The sequence below is a fragment of the Thiocapsa sp. UBA6158 genome, from assembly GCF_002423035.1.
In the GTDB taxonomy this organism is placed as follows: domain Bacteria; phylum Pseudomonadota; class Gammaproteobacteria; order Chromatiales; family Chromatiaceae; genus Thiocapsa.
Map to the genome: position 1 here is coordinate 87,646 of NZ_DIUM01000064.1, position 19,276 is coordinate 106,921.

At 64.7% G+C, this 19,276-nt stretch carries 8 protein-coding genes; all 8 read right to left on the reverse strand.

From position 1 onward, the window contains the following. Positions 1 to 256 (reverse strand): hypothetical protein (locus B4N44_RS09345; protein ID WP_296699797.1); only part of this gene is annotated, 256 nt, incomplete at its 3' end. Between the two features lie 2 nt (positions 257 to 258). Further along, complete coding sequence (locus tag B4N44_RS09350) at positions 259 to 1,317, reverse strand: major capsid protein (RefSeq protein ID WP_296699799.1); 1,059 nt, start codon at positions 1,315 to 1,317, stop codon at positions 259 to 261. A 12-nt stretch (positions 1,318 to 1,329) separates the two neighbouring features. Continuing rightward, positions 1,330 to 1,962, reverse strand: a complete 633-nt coding sequence (locus B4N44_RS09355; protein WP_296699801.1) for a head decoration protein — start codon at positions 1,960 to 1,962, stop codon at positions 1,330 to 1,332. Between the two features lie 11 nt (positions 1,963 to 1,973). After that, complete coding sequence (locus tag B4N44_RS09360; RefSeq protein ID WP_296699803.1) at positions 1,974 to 2,939, reverse strand: hypothetical protein; 966 nt, start codon at positions 2,937 to 2,939, stop codon at positions 1,974 to 1,976. Between the two features lie 204 nt (positions 2,940 to 3,143). Continuing rightward, the gene (locus B4N44_RS09365) at positions 3,144 to 3,635 is read right to left on the reverse strand and encodes a phage virion morphogenesis protein (RefSeq protein ID WP_296699805.1); all 492 of its coding nucleotides are present in this window, start codon (positions 3,633 to 3,635) and stop codon (positions 3,144 to 3,146) included. An 8-nt stretch (positions 3,636 to 3,643) separates the two neighbouring features. Then, positions 3,644 to 4,204: a GIY-YIG nuclease family protein gene (locus B4N44_RS09370; RefSeq protein ID WP_296699807.1), complete on the reverse strand. Its 561-nt coding sequence runs from the start codon at positions 4,202 to 4,204 to the stop codon at positions 3,644 to 3,646. Positions 4,205 to 4,364: 160 nt separating this feature from the next. Further along, on the reverse strand, positions 4,365 to 4,823 hold the full coding sequence (locus B4N44_RS09375) for a hypothetical protein (RefSeq protein ID WP_296699809.1): 459 nt from the start codon (positions 4,821 to 4,823) through the stop codon (positions 4,365 to 4,367). Between the two features lie 128 nt (positions 4,824 to 4,951). Then, a complete protein-coding gene (locus tag B4N44_RS09380; RefSeq protein ID WP_296699811.1) occupies positions 4,952 to 19,237 on the reverse strand; it encodes an SdrD B-like domain-containing protein in 14,286 nt (4,761 codons plus the stop codon). Positions 19,238 to 19,276: the final 39 nt, after the last annotated feature.

The following is a 19,276-nucleotide window of genomic DNA, read 5'->3' on the forward strand; positions in this document are numbered from 1 at the left end:
CGACCGGCTCGACCGGCTCGACCGCCGGCGCGGCCGAAGAGGTCGACTGCAAGTCGACGATCCCGGGGGGTGCCGTCGGCGGAGGCGGCTGGTCGAGCACCTGCGCGAGGACCGGGATCGGCCCCGCGCAGAGCGGATCCCCGTCCTGCGGGGGCAGCGGGATGATGTCGCCCGGACGGGCAACCCCGCCGGGGTGGTGGACGATGCCGCGCAGGACCCGGTACCGGGCCTGCGGGGCGGCGGTGTCGGCCGACACGATCAGAGCACCTTGGCCGAGACGAACGCGTCCGGCTGATGCAGCGCAGGCAGCGGGGAGGCGTGCACGGCCACGAAGCGCTGCGAGGGCTCGTCGGTTTCCCAGGTCTTCGGCCAGCGCTGGGTGATCGGCGTGGGGCACTTGAGATCCGAGATCGGGCCGTAGTGGATCCGATTCTCCGCGTTGCGGGTGCCGAGCACGACTCGGTCCACCGGGGTGTAGGGCGTGGCGGTGCCGGTGTGGTCGGCCTGGTAGGTGCGCAGGTCCTCGTACAGATCGATTCCGGCGATCCGGCCGAAGTAGTTGATGCCCTCGATGTCCATGGCGCGCAGATCGATCATGCCCGCCTCGACCCGCCGGTTGTCCAGCAGCTTGAGGACCGCCTCATGCTTGAGCAACGCGGCGGCGACCTCGGCGCCGATCGTCGCCATGGTGGCCGACATGCCGGAGCTCTGCGCGATGCGGTTGCCCCAGGTGCGCAGGTTGGCGATGGGGTCGGAGTCCGCGTGAGTCCACTTCTCGGTGGCGTTGGAGAGCGTCACCAGATGATCCGCGGGCATGCCCCAATCCACCTCGGCATCGATCCCCATCACGGCGCCGGTCTCGTCGAGCGAGACGAGCGGGGTCTTGCCGGTGATGACGCCTTGAGCGGCCATGAACTCGATGCGACGGTCGATCATGTCGTCGAGGTCTTCGATGTCGCGGCCGATCTGGCGTTGCGCGGCCTCGACCAGGTTGCGGTCGCTGTAGAGATGGCTGCCCATCGCGCGGCGTTGGATGATCTCCTCGGCGTTGGTCGGGCGGCCCGGCTTCATGTAAGGCAGGCGGATCAAGCGCTCCGAGCCGGCCTCGCGCGCGACCATCTTGGAGGCATCGGTCGGGCGCTGGATCGGGGCCATCTTCTGCCCGCCGATGAGGACGTCGAGCTGCACCAGGCGCGCGCCGTGCTGCTCTGCCCCGGCGCGGTAGTAGTTGTCCCGATACCATTGGCTCGGGCGCTTGCGGATCTCGATCATCCGCGCCAGGCTGCGCGGCTCGAAGGCGTTGGTCGATACGGTCATGGATCAGACTCCTCAGCGCACGAAGATGGAACGGGCGTCGAGCTGCGCCGTGGCGGCCGCATCGAGTCCGGTGAGTTTGGCCCGACGGAACACGCCGGTGCGGAAGGCCACCGCGGCCAGCGCGTCGTCCCCGACGGTGACGCTGTCGGCGAGGATCAGGGCGGCGACCTGCGAGCCGTCCACGGCCGCGGCGCTGTACGCCTTCGCCTGGCCGGAGCCGGCGGCGACGGTGACGGTGATCACGTCGCCGACGTCCCAATCGTTCGCACCGTCCGGGACGGTGAGATTGATGTGGTCGGATGCGTAGCCGGCGGCGACGGTGAGGGGCTTGAGCATCTCCCCGCGCGGGGTCTGGACGCTGAAGGTGCCCGCACCCGCGGACTCGGCGGTACAGACGAGGGTGTAGACGCCGGGCTGGGCGTACTTGCCGAGCGTCACGGCCGCGGCGGCCACGTCGCCGTCCCCGGTGCCGGAGACCTTGGCCGCGACCGCGGCGCCGACGGTGATCAGGCCCAGCACGGTGCCGCGCACCAGCGCGCCCTGGGAGGCCGCCAGCACGATCTGTTGCGGCAGGAGCGGGAAGCCCTCGCCGAGGATGTCGTCGGCGGGGATGGCGACGCTGGTTTGTCCGTAGTCTTCAGACATGGGTCAGGTCCTCACTTGGATTCGAGCGGCGGCAGACCCGCCATGGTCCGGGCGGCGGCTTCGATGCGCGCGACCTCGGGGTCGTGTCCGTCCGGGGCGGCAAACTCGCCGTAAGACACGCGCACCGGCAAGGTCTGCAACCAGGCCCGCAGCCACTCGGCGGCGGCGCGCGGGGTCGGCTCGCCGGTGTCCGCGGGTGCCGCGAAATCGGCCGCGGGCTCCGCGGGGGCGGTCGCGAGCAGCGCGACCAACGGGGCCTGCTCGATCGGCAGCAGCCGGCCCTCGGCGACCAGGGCGCCGACGAAGCTGGCGATCTCGGTGCGGCGCAGCGCCTCGGCCTGTGCGGCCGCGGCGGCCTCGCGTTCGGCGATCGCCGCCTCGCGGGCTGTAAGGTCGGTTTGCAGGGCGGTTAAAGCCGCTTCACGCGCGGCGAAATCGGCGGTCGGATCCGCGGCGGACGCGGCGGCTGGATCGGGCATCGTAGGCTCCGGGTCGGTGGCGGGGGTGTCCGCCGGGGAAGAGAAATCGAGCGGGTCGGCCTCGATGGTCACCAGGCCCTCGGCGTCGTCGGCCAGGCTCACCGGGGCGAGGCCCAGCACCGCAGGGACCGCGGCGCCGAGAAAGCCCACATGGCGCAGGGACCAGACGCCGGGCGCCGGGTTGGCCGGATGGGTCGGGGGCCAGAATGAGGCGGACACTTTGGCGTAACGCCGGGCGCGCACGGCCTCGGCGAACTCCGCGGCGACGTCGCGCGGGGTTGCGGAGAGGTCCGCACCGTCGGCGCTGAGACCGGACACCCAGCCCCAGGCGGGGCCGTTGCCCACCGGATGCCCGACGACGAGCGGCGCCTCGTGGCGCGCGGGGTCGTAGGCCGCGGCGGTCGCGGCGAGATCCGCGGGCGTGAGCGTTATGCTCTGCCCGGCCATCGCCTGATAGGTGCCGGCGCGAAAGATGTGCAGCAGGGAGGGGGTGCTCATGCCGGGCATCCTGCCCCGGCGGGTCGAGCGGTTCAGCTAACGGGAGTTACCCGCTTTCGGCCCGCTTGCGGGTCTCGCGCGACCGGCCAAGGAAGGCGAGCGTTAAAGCGAGGCGTCTTCCGTTTTAATTTTTGCTGTAGGTGGTTTAAAAACGTTTAACGGGGTGCCGGTAGGGCAAGGGTAGCGGGTCGGGGTCGCGACGGCTCAGAGGGCCGCTTTTGAAAGGTAGTCGCTCAGGATGTCCGCGATCGCCTCCCGATCGTCGGCGGAGACGCCCAGGAAGGGCCGCGGCGGGATGTCGCCCCACGGGATCGGCCCGCCGCGCTTGGTGGTGCCGCTCGCGCCCTTGGGCTGGCCGAACTGCTGCACGGCGGCATAGATGCGGTTGGAGCCGACCTCCACCGCGCGGCCGCCGTCGGCGAGCTGCCAGCGCATCTGGCCCTGGAGCATGCCACTCTTGTAGAGCGGATTGTCACGCCCCTTGCGCGCGATCGTGGTCTCGGTGTTGCGCGCCCAAGGGGTGCCGTCCGGGGCGGCTTTCTCGCCTCGGCCGAAGCGCGCGCGAGTCGTCTTGAGCAGGTGCTCGCCGATCTCGGCGAGCGCGGGGGAGGGGTCGGCGATGGACGCGGCGAGTTTGGACAGCGTCGCCTGCAGAGCGACGTCGTCGAGGTCGATGGTGATGCGGGTGCCGGCCATTCGCTAGCTCAAGCCGACAGAAGCTCGTCCAGCGCAAGAGGGGCTAGCTTTGCGCCGTTGCGCATGTCGCCGTTGAGCGGAGGCTGCAGGACGTGGATGTAGAGCGACTCCATCTTGTCGAGAAGATGCCGCTCGCAAGACACGTAGGCGATGGCATCAAACGTCTTGCTTTGATGGTGCGTTGAAATCCGACCGAAAACGTCGATAGACTGCCCGACATAGACGACGCGGCCCTCTCGGACGAGGAAATAAATGCCGCACACCTTCGCCCACGCCATTGCGCCCTTGACGATAGCGCCCTCCGTCAGCAAGGTCTTCCCGGTCAGCCGCGCAGCCTCGACGCTCGCAAGCTGCTGCATCTGAAGCGCGCCGCGCTGGCGCTCAAGCTCCTCGATCTCATCCTTGAGCCCTACAATCCGATCCCTTGCTTCGGCGCGCCCCCTTTCCTCCGCCTCCTTTCTCGCTCGCTTGGTCGCCGCGGCCTTGAGTCCATTCGCCCTGCGTTGCTCCGGCGTCAAGTACACCATCCCCATCCCCGTCGACGGCATATTCAGCGGTTTGAATGTCATGTGCTATGCTCACCTCAAGCCCTGGTCGATAAATTCTCGCTGCGATAGCCGCCCTGACGGTCAACACGGCAGGGTGTCCAGAACCCGGACTGGACGGGGTGCAACGGTCGAGATGCGAGCCGACCGGACCAGGGTCGCGGGGTTCTCCGGGTGCACCCCATCACCATGGCGTAAGCGTCCCGGCGCGGACGCTGCGGTCCACCTCAACCTGACTACCCTTGCGAATCGACACCAGATAATTCTCGCGCCCGTCGCGGGTGCGCTTGATGACCGCCACCGCCCAATCGCCGTCCTGCTGGAAAAACACCAGCCGGGTATCGCCCGCCACCCCCACATACCGAGCACCGTCGATGACCTGCTGCAATCGCAAATAGCCTGTGGCAGGGAGCTCATCGGCGCCGTGATGCAGCATTTGCTTGATAAGGGTGTCATCCGATAACCAGACGGCCAGCGACGCTGCGCCTAGACGGGCCTGTGCGCGAGCATCCAGCACGCCGACCGCGTACCTCTCGCCGCTGGCCAAGCTGCGCCGGATCGCGGCGGAGACCTCGCGCGGCGCGCGCCCTGCGTACTGCGGCGTCGCCATCTCCTGAGCCACGCGGGCCGCAATCCGCTCCACCCATCGATCGAGTACGCCATCCCGCAGGTTGGCCGCAACCAGATCGCGGGCGACATCGAGAGGGTACTTATCCAGATCGGGATGCCACGTAGACCCCGGGGCATACCCCCACCCCTCGTCGATCCCCGTCAGGTCGTCCGGGGCGCTCGGGGCCTGGTCCGGGCCGGACTTGCCCGAGCGCTTGAGCTCACGCTCGGAGACGCCCTCGATCCAGCATTTGCAGCCCCAGCCATTCGGGGCGCTGTGCGTGGACCACCAGGGATCGTCGGCACGCAGGTCAGCTCGCTCAGGCCTGGCAGATCATCGCTGATCATGACCCCGCTCAGTACCTGAGCCCCGGTATTGGTAGCCGTGATGCGGTAGGTGATCAGACTGCCAAGATTGATCGGGCTTGGCGCGTCGGCCACCTCCTTGAGGAGGGACAGGACAGCCGCCCCCTCATAGGTGATCGTCACGGTCGCCGGGTTCGAGGTTTCTTCTTGGCTGTCCGCGACCCGATACTGGATGGGCGTCGGGTTGCCGGGGAAGCCCTCCAGCGGCGTGAAGGTAATGGCGCCGGTCGTCTCGTCGACACTCCAGGTTCCTTCATTCTCGACAAGCAGCGAATCGCCTGGCGCATCCGTGCCAAGAATTTGCACGGTGGCCGGGGCGAACGGGCGCTCGTCGAGCGGGACGTCGTTATCCAAGATATCAAGGGTCACCGCGGTGCCAAGAGCGTTGCCCAACGACTCGTCGTCATTGGCCACCGTAATCGGCGGGTAAGGTCGGCAGCTCGCCGACGGATCCGGATACTTGACCAGCACGCTGATCGTCGGGTTGATCGAAAAGACGATCTCCTTGATCTCCTGTGCCCGCGGGTTCGTCCGCACCCACTGATCGTCGATCAGCTCCCAACCCGGCCAGGTGACGACCTCGCCGGATTCGTTGAACTCCGCACCGGGCCAGAGCAGTCGGCCCTCCCGCGGTTGATCGAGCAACGGATCGCCATTGGCCGGGCCGCGCTCGCCGCTCGGGAGCAGGTCGTACCATTGGATGCTCATTGGGCCGATCGCATCGCTCTCGATGTCATATTCGACATAAGGCGTATTGCGGTCACAGATGCGAACGATGCTCGCGGCGATGACATAGGTCACCCTGACCGTCGCGTCATTGGACACGGCCCCCGCATCATCCCTCACGATGTAGGTGATCGGAGTCGGGTTGCCGGTGAAGCCCGGCAGCGGCGTGAAGGTGATCTCGACCCTGTCCTCGTCGGCAACAACACTCCAAGTGCCCTCACCCTCGACCACCAGCGACTCGCCCGCCGCCGCCGTGCCGACGAGCTGTAAGCTGTCCGGTTTAAGCGTGCGTCCCTCGGCGGCACTGTCGTTGCCGAGCACCTCGATCGTCACCGGGGTGCCGATCGGGTTGTCCAGTTTCTCGTCATCCTCCGCCTCCGGCGGCACCCGTGCGTAGCCGAAATCTACATCGGGATTGTCGTCGGTCTGGCCGAGCAGCTCGGTCTCGTGGTCGAGCTGCATGTCGGGATCGACAATCTGGATCACGGCCGCCGGCAGTGTGCTGGTGTCGATGGCGACCCGGTATGAGCCCTGACCGACACCGGTGAAGAGGTAATTGGCCTCCGGATCCTGCGGGTCGAAGACAGACGCGTCCGTAGTCACTCGCCCGAGCTCGTTACCGAGTGCGTCGTAGAGCACCACCTCGACACCGTCGAGCCACTCGCTCTCGTCTGGCTCCGTGTTGCCGTTCGCATCGAGCCAGACATAATCACCGATCTGGATCGGCGGCAGCGGGTCGCCGGCTCCATCCTCGATGAAGATGCCAGCGTCGATGTCGACCATGGTCTGACCCGCAACCAGCTTAACCGTCGCCACACCCGTGGTCGGGTCGGGGGCGCTGTCGTTGGTGCCATCACCATTGCGCGGCGGGCTGAAGCGGTCGTAGCCCACCGGTAGCTCGAACTCGACCAGGTAATCACCCGCCGGCAGGCCGGTGAAGGCGTAGAGGCCATCGGCGTCGGTCCGCGCACTGGCGATGAGGACGCCGTTGGTGTCGTACAGCTTCACCCCCGCGCCTGGGATGCCAGGCTCCAGGTCATTCTGGATGCCGTCACCGTTGGTGTCGTACCAGACGCGGTCGCCGATCGTCGCCGGGGCCACACCAGGGATGCGCATACCGGCATCGATGTCGGTCAGATTGGTGCCCGCGGTGAGTAGGATCAGGTCGGTGCGCCCGCTGGCATCGGCATCGCTATCGTTGTCTGGATCAGTGGCATACTGCTGACTGAATTCCCAGCTCGCATCGCGCAGCACGAAGTCGACTCGGTAGCTGCCTTCAGGCAACCCCGCAAACTCATAGAACCCGCTGCCGTCGGTCACCGTGGTCGCGATCAGTTGCGTTCCCGTAACGTCGTAGAGCTTGACGATCACGCCAGCCACCCCCGGCTCGCCGACATCCTGGATGCCGTCCCCGTTGGTGTCGTACCACACCCAGTCGCTGATACGCGAAGGCCGATCACCATTGGTGAGATAAAGCCCGGCATCCACCGTGATGTCAGTCCCGACAAGCGTGAGACTCACCGCCCCTGTTAAAGGATCGGCATCGCTGTCGAAGCTGTCCGCAAGGTCGGTCAAACCGCCGCTTTCATCCTGTGGGGTGAAGCTGTAAATAGCCGGCTCCGGATTGACGAAGACGAGCTGATAGTCACCGTCGCTCAGCCCGTCAAAGCGATAGGCGCCCGAGCCATCGGTCTGGGTGGTGCGCAGCAATTGCTTCCCGGTCTGGTCGTACAGCTCTACCGTCACTCCAGCAACACCCTGCTCGTCAGGGTCCTGGATCCCGTTGCCGTTCGTGTCGAGCCAGACCAAGTCGCCGATCGAGGCCGTCATAACCGCGGGCTTGGACCGGGCGGTGTCATCCTCGTTGGGCTCGGTTGCGCTGTTGCCCGGTGTCGAGTCCTTGTCGACCTGATCGGCCGCGGTGACCTCGGCGACGTTCTCGTACTCGCCGCGGGTCATGACCCGTGCCTGGATACTCAGGGTCGCTAGGCCTCCAGCCGCGAGATCGCCCAGGTCCCAGACACCAGTGACTGAATCGTAGCTGCCGGTCGAGGGTGTCGCCGACAAGACACGATAGCCGCTCGGCAACAGATCGGTGATCTCGACCCCGGTGGCCTTGGAGAAGCCCGGCGCGTTGGCCGCCGTCAGGGTAAAGGTCAGAGTTTCGCCGACGCCGGCGGTGAGCGGGCTCACCGTCTTCGTGAGGCTCAGATCGATCTGCGGATCGACGGTCGGGGTCAGGGTCGCCCGATCGTCCTCGGGCACTGGGGTCGCGCCATTGTTCGGCGTCGAGTCCTGGTCGGGTTGGCCAGCCGCCGTGACCTCGGCCACATTGGTGTAGGAGCCGGTGTTCTTGACCACGGCCTTGAAGGTCAACGCCTTCGAGTCCCCGGACGCCACGCTCAGGTTGGACCAGGTCAGTGTACTGCCGCTGAGTGTCCCTGAATCACTGATTTCCGAGACATCGCCATAGCCCGCCGGCAGCAGGTCTTGCACCGAGACACCCGTGGCATCCGAGTAACCGGCCGCATTGCGCAGGGTCAAGGTGAAGGTGACGGTCTCACCCACCTTGGGTGTCTCCGGACTGACTGATTTAGTCAGGCTGAGATCGATCTGCGATGTGAGCGTCGGGCTGACGCTGGAGGTGTCGTCCTCGTTGGGCAGGGTTGCGCTGTTGTCCGGTGTGGAGTCCTTGTCAGGCTGATCGGCTGCCGTAACCTCAGCGGTGTTGACATAGGGCCCGCTGGGCAGGACCACAGCCTTGAAGCTCAGTGGCTTATTGGTATTGGCCTGCACGGTCAGGCCGGTCCAGGTCAGCTTTCCATCACTCAAGCTGCCGCCATGGCTGATCTCGGTGATGGCGCCATAGCCCGCCGGGAGCAGGTCTTCGACCGAGACCCCCGTGGCATCCGAATAGCCGGCGGCGTTGTTCAGCGTCAGTGTGAAGGTGACGGTCTCACCCACCTTGGGTGTCGTCGGACTGATGGACTTGGTCAGGCTAAGATCGATCTGTGGAGCGATCGTCGGGGTGACGCTGGCGCGATCGTCCTCCTCTGGATTCTGAGGGCCATTGCCCGGCGTCGAATCCAGATCGGTCTGATCGGCTGCCGAGACCTCAGCGACATTGACATAGGAGCCGCTGGCATTGACTCGCGCCGAGAGGGTCAGAGTCGCGCTGGATCCAGCTGCCAGGTTGCCGACGGTCCAAAGGCCAGTGCCACTAGCATAGCTGCCGACCGAGGGGGTTGCCGAGACGAAGCTATAGCCGCTCGGGAGCAGGTCGGTGACCTTGACCCCGCTGGCATTCGAGAAGCCAGCCACATTGCTCAGTGTCAGGGTGAAGGTGACGAGTTCGTTGACCTCCTGGATGGTCGGATCGACCGACTTCGTCAGGCTCAGATCGATAAGCGGCTCGTAACCGAAGTCGTAGCTCGCGTTGTCCGGCTCGGTCGCGGGATCGACCGACACGGCCGTGTTGAGCTGGCCCTTCAGGACAGTCGCCGTGGTGCCCGCCGGGTTGTTCGAATCGACCAACGGTTGGCTGCCGTCTCCCACCGGGCTGGGCTTGAACCCATCCGGAGCAACGACCGTCATCAGATAGGTCGGCTGATTATCGCCCGCGCCATTGAAGCTCTCGTCCAGCAGCAGGTTGCCGAAGCGGTAGCCGCCATCGCTGCCGCTGAGTGCCTTGAGTGTGGTACTGCCACCAGCGTTTGGATAGGTCACGATCAACTGCACCGTCATACCGGAGAGACCAGGCTCGCCGTTGTCTTGGATGCCGTCGCCATCCGTGTCGGACCAGACCCGGTTACCCAAGGACGCACCCCGGTAGTAATAGCCGAAGTCGATGTTGGTATTGCTCGAGCCCACTGTCACCGTCAGGGTGAATGGATCGGCCTTGCTTGTATTGTCGGTCGCCGGGTTCTGATCGCCCAGGCTATGCCACCAACCCTCCAGCAGATTGCGGGTATCGGTGACATGGACGCTGTAGGTGCCCGCCGGCAGACCCGTGAAGCTGTAGTTGCCCTGACTGTCGGTCTGGGTGGCGGCCACCTTGTTCCCGTCGGAATCCCGCAACACGAGTGTGATGTTGGCCAGACGCGAAGCCTCGGATGGATCAAGGAAGCCGTTCGCGTTCAGGTCTTCCCAGAGCGTCCCGCCGATGGTGGCCGGGTTAGCAGCCGTGTAGCCGAAGTCCTGCAACAGGTTGAGGTTGCCGGTCTCGCTGATGTTGGACACGGTGGACTGGTCATCCGTGCCGTCGTCCGGATCGATGCTGTTGGTCAGGCCGTCCCCACCATTGGGCAGGGTCGCGCGGTCGATCTTGACGACCCAGGTTGCCTGTACATTGACATGACCGAAGGCATAGGCCCCTTCGGCATTGGTCGTCGTCCAGGCGACGGGATTCACGAGGTCGCTCGGCTCAAACAGCTCGACGCGCACGCCCTGAAGTCCCTCACCAGGATCGGCTTTTTCGTTACCATTCCGGTCGAGGAAGACCAGGTCGCCGACCAGCCCGGCCGAGCCGATCAGCCCGGGGATATCGGAATAGTTGTGCATGCCATAGGCCATGTAGCCGAAGTCCATGTCGAGCTGATCCGACGTGCCGTCGACACTGACCGCGGCCTGCTGGTCGAAATCGGGATTCGGGGCCAGGCCGTCGTTGATCTGGCCCGGAAGATCAGGGTCGTTGCTCGGCAGCGCCCAGTAGAGCAGACTCTCGGCGTCGCGGACGACCACGACATAATCGCCCTCCGGCAAACCGGGGAAGAGATATCCCCCGGAGGCGTCGGTCAGGGTCGTGGCGATGATGGGCTCGCCCGCATCCCAGACTCCGTCTTCATTCGTGTCCTTCACCAGCGCGATGCCGATGCCCGGGACCCCAGTCTCACCCGCATCCAGCTGACCGTTGGCGTTCATGTCGAACCAGATGAGGTCACCGATGGTGCTGCCTTGATTCGGACGGTAGCCGAAGTCGGCGTTGAGATAGACATCGCCCGGGGCCAGGAGGATGGGCGTGGTGGTCTTGCCGTCGATGGAGCCGGCGCCATCGGGATCGCCGGTCTGGGTCCAGGTCAGGCCGGTACCGGTGGGCAAGGTGCTCGTATCCACCGTGATTGCATAGGCGCCGCTTGGCAGGTCGTCGAAGACATAGTTGCCCGCCGCGTCGGTCTGAGTCGTTGCCACGACCTGGTCATCGCTCGTGCCGAGGATGCCATCGTCACCTGGCGCGGTCAGGGTCAGGGTCACCCCCTCGATGCCCGACTCTCCGGGATTTTGCACGCCATCGCCGTTGGCATCGTTCCAGACGCGGTCGCCGATGGCGCCGGTGGTGCTGGCGCTTGGGTTGGTGCTGTCGGCCGGGGGCACCCAGTTATAGCCGAAGTCGGCGGTGAGGTGCTGGTCGCCCGCCTCCAAGGTCACCGCGCTCTCGTTGTCTGGAGAGACGACTCCAGAATCCTCGTCATAGGTCGGGTTGAGGCCGGGGGGCGGGGTGACGACGATCTTGTATTCCCCCGGAGTGACGTCAGTGAACAGATAGCCGCCATTGGTGTCGGTGTAGGCTGTCGCCACGACCGTATCGCCATCCTTCAACTCGACCTTGAGGTTGGCGATACCCGGCTCGCCGGCATTCGGGATGCCGTTGCCGTTCTCGTCCAGCCAGATCCGGTTGCCGATCACGCCGGGGTTGTAGCCGGTGTAGGAACTATTGTCTTGCGCAGAGACGGTTTCGTCGATCGGGGATTTTCCGGTGGCCGTGGCCACGTTCGAGTAAGACGTCTCGCCCGCCAGGCCGTACCCCAGGCAGGTCATGGAGGCGCCGACCTCCAGTTGGTCCGATGGACAGGAGATGGCCCCTTCCTGGTCATCAACCACCGTGACGTCCGTCAAATCCACATCACCGGTGTTCTCGACGATGTATTCCCAGGTGACGAGCGTACCCGTCCGAGCAGTGATCGGGCCGTCTGCATCGTTGGTCAGCTTGGTGAGCTGCAGTTGCGGATCGATGACAGTGACCTTCGCCACATCATCGGCGCTGAAGCCACCATCGGCGGTGACCGTTGCGGTGTTATCGAAGGACGCATTGACATCCGTCAGGGAGCAGGTGTATTCCACATCAGCGTCGGGCGCCAAAGAGGCTAAGCCACCGATGTCCGCACTGGTCTTGGAACAAGCGGTAGTCAACGGATCGGTAACCTGAACACCAGTCAGGGTGACGGCGCCGGTGTTGGTCACCCTGATGGTGAAATCGGCCGTTCCGCCCTTGTGGATAGTCTGCTCCTCGGGGGTCTTCGAGATTGAAATGCCGGGGGTGACCACAGTGACCGAGGCCGAATCGTTTGCCGTGACAGCGGCACCCACGGGTGGCGTGGCGGTCACCGAGGCGACATTGACGAATGATGCGCTCAGACTGGAGCTTTCGCAGTCATAGGTCACCTCCGCGTCAGGGGCCATGGACCCGAGCCCAGAGATATCCGCACTGGTCTTGTCGCAGGCGGAGGTCAATGGATCGCTGACGCTGACATTCGACAGGGTGACGTCACCGGTATTCTCGACCTTGATGCTGAAGCTCGCCTTACCCCCGCTACTCACGGTCTGGGTGTCCGGTGTCTTGGTGATGGTGATCGCCGGATTGATCACGTCCACCTCAGTCCCATCTTGAGCCGTGATCTTGTCACCGACCGGTTTCCCGCTCACGTCGACCGGCTGCGCTTCGACCTCGGCGATGTTGGTGAAGTCGGCCGTAACGTTGTCCTTTGTGCAAGTCTTGACCGTGCTTCTCGCACCCGGCGCCAGGCTTGCGATCTCGAAGTTGCAGGCAGGTGTCAATGGATCGGTGACCAAGATGCTGGTCAGGGTCAGGTTACCTGTATTGGTGACGGTGACCTTGAAGCTGGCCGTGCCGCCGCTGCGGATCTGCTGAATCTCGGTATCGTCCGCCGCGGTCTTGACGATCGAGATCGACGTCGCGGGCGCCAGATAGCCGAAGTCGGCAGCCGTGGTAGACGCGGTCTGGTTGATCAGGTCGGTGCGGTGATCCAGCATGGAGTCCGGATCGGCGATCTGGATCAGGTTGCCCAGGCTGCCGGTGTCAATGGCAACGCGAAAGCTGCCGCCAGCGGCCACCCCGGTGAATCCGTAGTTGGCGTCGGTCACATCGGTCGTTAGGCGTGCCAACGGGTAGCCGAGGCTGTCGTAGAGCACCACCTCGACATTGGCAAGACCTTTCCCGCTGTCGGGATCCTTCTGGCCATCCAAGTCTTTCCAGATAAAGTCACCGATGGAGATGGGCGATTGGCCATCCACGCGCAGTCCGGCGTCGATGTCGGTGTTGTTCTGGCTGGCGGTCAGCGTGACGGTCACGCGGCCCGTCGTCGGGTCGGGATCGCTATCCGTGATGCTGGTGTCCTGTCCTGTCGGGCTGAAGACATAGCTAGCGCTCGGCTTGACAACCTCCACCACATAGTCGCCTTGGGGGAGGCCGCTGAAGCGATAGACGCCCTCGGGATCGGTGACCGTGGTTTGCAGCAGGGTCGTACCGGTGGCGTCATAGAGGTTGACACGAACGCCGGGGGTACCGGGCTCGCCGGTGTCCTGGATGCCGTTACCGTCACTGTCGTACCACACCCGATCGCCGACGCTACCTGGATTGCCGGCGGTCAGAGAGAGACCGGCGTCCACATCGGTCAGTCGCTGACCGGCGGTCAGTGCGATGGGACCGGTCAGGCCGGTGCCAGGCGCGGCATCGCTGTCCTTGGTGTCGTCACCCCCTTGATCTTGCGGACTGAGCAAGTAGCCAGTGGGCGCGGTGAATTGCAGGACATAGTTGCCCGCCGGCAGGCCAGCGAATTCATAGAAGCCGTTGGCGTCGCTGATCCGAGTCGCCACCAAGGCATTGCCATTGTCCGCGTCAAGCAGGCTGACGGTGACACCGCCCAAACCGGGCTCACCCTCATCCTGGATGCCGTCACCATCCGTGTCGTACCAAACGAAGTCGGCAATGCTGGCCGGGCTCACACCCTCGATATAGAAGCCGGCGTCGACGGTCGGGTTGGCAGTGCCGCCCGCGATGGTAACGCTGACCTTGCCGTCACTCGGTGATGCGTCGCTGTCGAAGCTATCCTGCAAGCTGCCGGCACCGGCGTTGACCGGACTCCGAAGATAGCCCGCCGGGGTCACGAATTGAACGACATAAGTGCCATCCGCCAGACCCGCAAACTCGTACTTGCCTGAGCCATCCGACCGGGTTTCGGCCAACTGGGTCGTGCCATCCGACGCATAGAGGATGACCTGGACACCCGCGAGACCGCGCTCGGCCGGGTCTTGAATGCCGTCCTGGTTGGTGTCGTACCAGACATAGTCGCCAATGCTGCCGCCTGAACGGATACCGAAATTCAATCCAGATTGATCGGCGTTGGCGTCGATCCCGATCAGGATGCCATTCGCGGGCCTCTGCACCGTATCTTCGATGTTTTCGCCCGTGGTGAGCCAACCCGCCGGCAACTGCGCAAGCGGCGTGACGGTGTCTCCCACTGTGGGACTCTGAAGGGTGTAATAGGCCTGGTAGCCGCTCCCCGTCTTGACCTCCGCGCTCCAGGTGCCGTCATTTTCGACCGGCGCCACGGCCAGGACCTGACCGGAGTCATCCACCACAACCACCTTGAGGCCACCAGGATTCAGACCGACCTCGCCGCTGTCCTGCACCCCGCTGGCATCGATGTCGTTGAAGACCGTTCCTGAGAGGATCACCCCCTCGAGGAGGCCGAAGTTGGCCGTACCGGTCTCCCCCGCCGCGACGGACACAGGTGCTGGATCGTTTCCGGTCGTGACCAGATAACCCGTCGGGGGCACGACATCGACCTGATAGTCACCCGGCAGGATGTTCGGGAAGGCATAATTGCCGAGCGCGTCGGTGTATTCAGTCGCCACGATAGCGCCGTTGGAGTCGCGCAGGATCACCTGGACGCCGATCATGCCGGCCTCGGACCCATTGACGAGCCGATTATCGTCGGCGTCGTTCCAGACGTTGCCGGTGATGCTCGCCAGGTCCGGTTCCGCGGGGACATAACCGGTGTTCTTGCTGGCGGTGCCGCCCACGGGGACCGTGACTGTCGTGGGATCGATACCGTCAGTGCCTGTGGTCAAGACCAAGTCCGGCGGTACCGTGCCGTTCTGGACATCCACCAGGGTGGCGCCCGCGGGCACGACCTGGCTGTAGAAGCCGGAAGGATCGGTGATGGCCACATACACAGTGCCGTCGGACGCGATGATGGTCACCGCCACGCCGCCCAGCGGGGTGTCCACCGCGGGATCGAATAGACCGTTCCCGTCGTTGTCCTGATAGATGATGCCCTGCACCAGGCCGGTATTGGGCGGAAGGACGGTCACGTCCTCCTCGGTCGTGGACAGTGGGTCGAAGGGCGTGATCCCGACGCCCGTTGTGCTGGTGGCGACACTGGCCTCGTTCTGATAGGTGCCGGCTCCCACCAAGTCGGTGACCGTGGCGGTGAAGGTGAGTGTGAGGCTGCCGTTGGCCGGCAGGGTCCAGGTGCCCCAAGTCGGTTGTTGGGTACCGACCGTTGGGTCGAGCGCGCTCGTCCTGGTCGCGCCAGTTGAGCTGACAGTGCTCTTGTAGGCAAAGCCCGAAGCCAAGGTATCGGTCAGGGTCACACCCTCGACCGGGCTGGCCAGACTGTTGGTCACCTCGATGACATAGGTAGCCTCGCCCGGTGCCGGGGTAATGGGCGTGGTGGTGCGCTTGGTGATCCTGAGTCCGCCGAAGGCGGTCTGGATGCTGTCCTCGACCGGACCGGTCTCTGCGCTATCGATGGAGGCCAGGTTGGTCACCGTTCCAGCTCCAGTCGGCATGGCGACGACCTGCACCGCGCCGCTGGCGGGGCCGGATTTGTCGAGGGTCAAGACAGGTGCGGCCTGGGCCGTGGTGACGGCATCATCCGACCTGGACGGGGCGTTGCTGGCCGTGACGGTTGCCAGGTTGGTCAGGGTCGAATCACCGGCCGGCAGTGGGCTATTGAGCTTGACCTGGAAGGTCAAGGTCGCCGAGCCGCCGCCAGCAATTGTGCCGACATTGAAGATGACCTGGTTGTTCACCGCATCGAAGCTGGCGCTTCCCTGGGTCTGCGTCGTGCTTCCGGCGATGAAGCTGGTGTTGGCCGGGATTGGGTCCCTGACGATGAGGTTGTTGGCGCTCCCCGAGCCCGTATTGGAGACCAGGAGGGTATAGGTCAGGGTCGCGCCGGGGGCAACGACACCGCTGGGCGAGACGCTCTTCTCGATGGCGAGATAGGGGTTGGTGGTGACCGAGACGGTGACGGTGTTGCTGGTCGTCTCGCAAGGTGCCGTCTCGCAGCCCTCAGAGTCTCCGGTCGCCAGATTGTCACGCGTCGTCACACCATCCGGTGGCAGTGTGGTAGACGAGGTGCCGACATTGAGCGTGAAGCTGAGTGTCGCCGTCTCGCCAGGCGCCAGGCTGTCGATCGCCCAGGTCAGACTGCCGGCGGATGGCGTGCAGGTCCCAGACGACGCGATGCAACTGCCGGACTCGAAGGTGAGCCAGGCTTCATCCGGGAAGTCATCGGTGATCAGGATCGCTGTGGCGGTCTTGGACCCAGCATTCAGCGCGGTCAGGGTATAGGTCACCGACTCGCCGGGTTGGAGCAGGGTGTCGCTGGCCGACTTGGCGATGATGAGGTCCGACACACCCCCGGGATCGTCGCCACCGACCACACTGGTCGTGGCTGACGCACTGAGATCCGTGGTTTCGTTCGAGCTGATGGTCGCGGTATTGGTCAGCGCGGTCATCGTCAGGTTATCCGCGAGCACGGCCGTGATCGAAACACTGCCGCTCTCGCCGGCAGGGATGGAGACGCCTACGCCGGACCCGTTATCGAAGGTGACCTGACCGCCGGTGACGCTACAGCCTGTGAAATGGGTGCTGTCTACAACCGAGCAGGTGGCGGAGAGTATGCCGGGAGCAGGTAGCGTGTCGGTGATCTTGACCCCGCTGGCCGGGCTGGCGCCGGTGTTGGCGTAGCCGATGGTGTAGGTCAGGCTGCGACCGGTCCCGGTCGCATCGACGGAAGACTGGTCGACTCGCTTGTCGAGGGCGAGATTGGCCGGCGCGGCAGAGCAGTACTCTGCATCGGAGTCCGCGAACGTGGACGTCGAGCCGCCGGAAAGGGTATTGGCGACCGTGCCGCTATATTGAAAGAGGATGTCGGCCGACTGATTGTTGACGGATGAGCGGACCTCGTAGGTCCAAAGCAACCGATGATCCTTAGCGAGGACAGCGCCGGACGCGAAAGGCACGCTGAAGGTCAGCAAACCTTTCTCATTACCGCCAAACGGAGTCTCGCCCTGTCCGAGTTGGTTTCGGAGGCCATTGACAGAGTTGTAGTCGTAGACCGTCGTCCGGACGATGATTCCCAGGCCATTCACGCGATCGATAAACATCCGTGTCACAAGATCGCCGGAGAGATTGACGACCGAGCTCGATGCCGGATCCTGGTAGAAGGACAAGGGTGGAGACCAGTTACCACTCGAGCCGGTTGGCGCCGTCAACAGGGTGCTACCGCCAATGTCCCCTGCCACCGGCACCGGCAATGTCGTGGCCAGCTTCTGGGGACCGTCAAACCCGACTGAGCCAGTTTCATCACGGAAATAGTAGGTGCTGCACACCTGCCCGGACTCCCGGACACCGACGTTCGCGTCATCCACCACGGGAGCGGCATTATCGGCGTCAAGGGTTGCCGAATTGGTCGCCGGGTTTTCAGTCCCCGAATAGGGATTCGAGACCTGGAGCGTGACCGTCACCGAGCCTGTGGCCTCCGGGGCCAGATCACCCAGACTCCAGGTCACCGTACCGGAGGCGAAGGCACCATCGCCGGTCGCCGACACGAAGCTGAAGCCCACCGGCACGACGTCCGTGATCACGGCATTGGTCGCGGTCCCATCGCCCGCGTTGCGATAGCTCAGGGTGTAAGTCACCTGGTTGACGGGACTGGTCCCCGCCGGGTCGACCAGCAATGTATCGGCCGTCTTCTGGATCACCAGATTGGGCCGCGGGACCTTGACGAAGACCGAGGCAGTCGCGTCAGCCGGGTCGGTGTTGGAGCCGTCGATGGTCGCGGTATTGACATTGGGGACTGGTGCAGTATCCGGATAGGGGTCGGCGATGGTGGCGGTGAAGCTCACCGAATAGTGACCTTCGCCCCGCGCGAGATCGCCGATCTGCCATGTGAGCGTGTCGCCGGAAAGCGTGCAGCCACCCGTGCAACTGACGTAGGTCAGGCCAGCTGGTATGACGTCGGTGAGTTCGACTCCGGTGGCGGTGACCGGCGAGTCGTTGGAATAGGTGATGACGTAGGTGATGGACTCGCCAGGAAGGGCGCTGTATTTGGGATTCGAGGCGCCATCCGTGGGGATCTTGCTGAGGGTCAGGCGCGGCGCGCCGACGCCCACCTGGACCGGATTGCTGGCGACGCTGCCGAAATCGGTCACCATGGTGGCGGTGTTGTTGTAGGTCCCCACCGTGTCTGAGGCCGTGGTGTTGTAGACCAGGGTGCGGGTACAGGCGGCATAGTCCGCCGCTGCACAATTGCCCGGCACTGTTGCCTCGGGCGAGAAGGTCCAGGTGTAGCTGTTGCCGCCGCCTGTTGTCGGCGTGGGGCAGGAATCGGTGCACAGGGTGCTGGCGGGGGTGCCGCCCGAGCCCTGGGTGCTGATGTAACTGAAGCCTTCAGGCAGGGTGTCGATGATACTGGTCAGCGTCAGCGGACCGCCAGTCTTGTTGACGACGGAGAGGGTGTACTGAACCGCAGCACCAGTGGTGGTTTGCTCGACATTGGCCGATTTGATCAATTCGGGCGACAGCCCACAGACATTCAGGGCCACGCCAATCAGGGCGGTCTGGACACCGGTGACGTCTGGGTTGCCGTACCAATCCTCCTCGCCCCCCGGATCCGTGGGGGCGGCATGCGCCGGGAAGAGTGTCTCTTGACCCTCGATCCAGCCGATCTCGGTCCCCTGCACCCAAATCTTGGCCAGCCCGTCCCAGCTCCAATCGTTCGTGTAGATCTGGGCCTGGGTCGCGGGCTCGGAGCTGCCCGGAAGATAGGAGAAGGTGCGGTGATCGATCGGGGCGTCGGGGACACCAGGGTCATGCTTGGTCCGATCGTCCACTGCTTGCACGCCGATCAAGTAACGGCCTCGCGGCAGACTGTTGGCATCCCAGCTGGCGGCCCAGGTGTTCAGCGAGCCCGGCTGGAGTGTGCCGGTAGCGGCAAAGGTCCAAGCGCTGCCCGCATCGCCGGCGGTCGTGCCGTCACCGTCCAAGTCGTACCAATAAGAGAAGGTGATTAGCGTCGTTCCTCA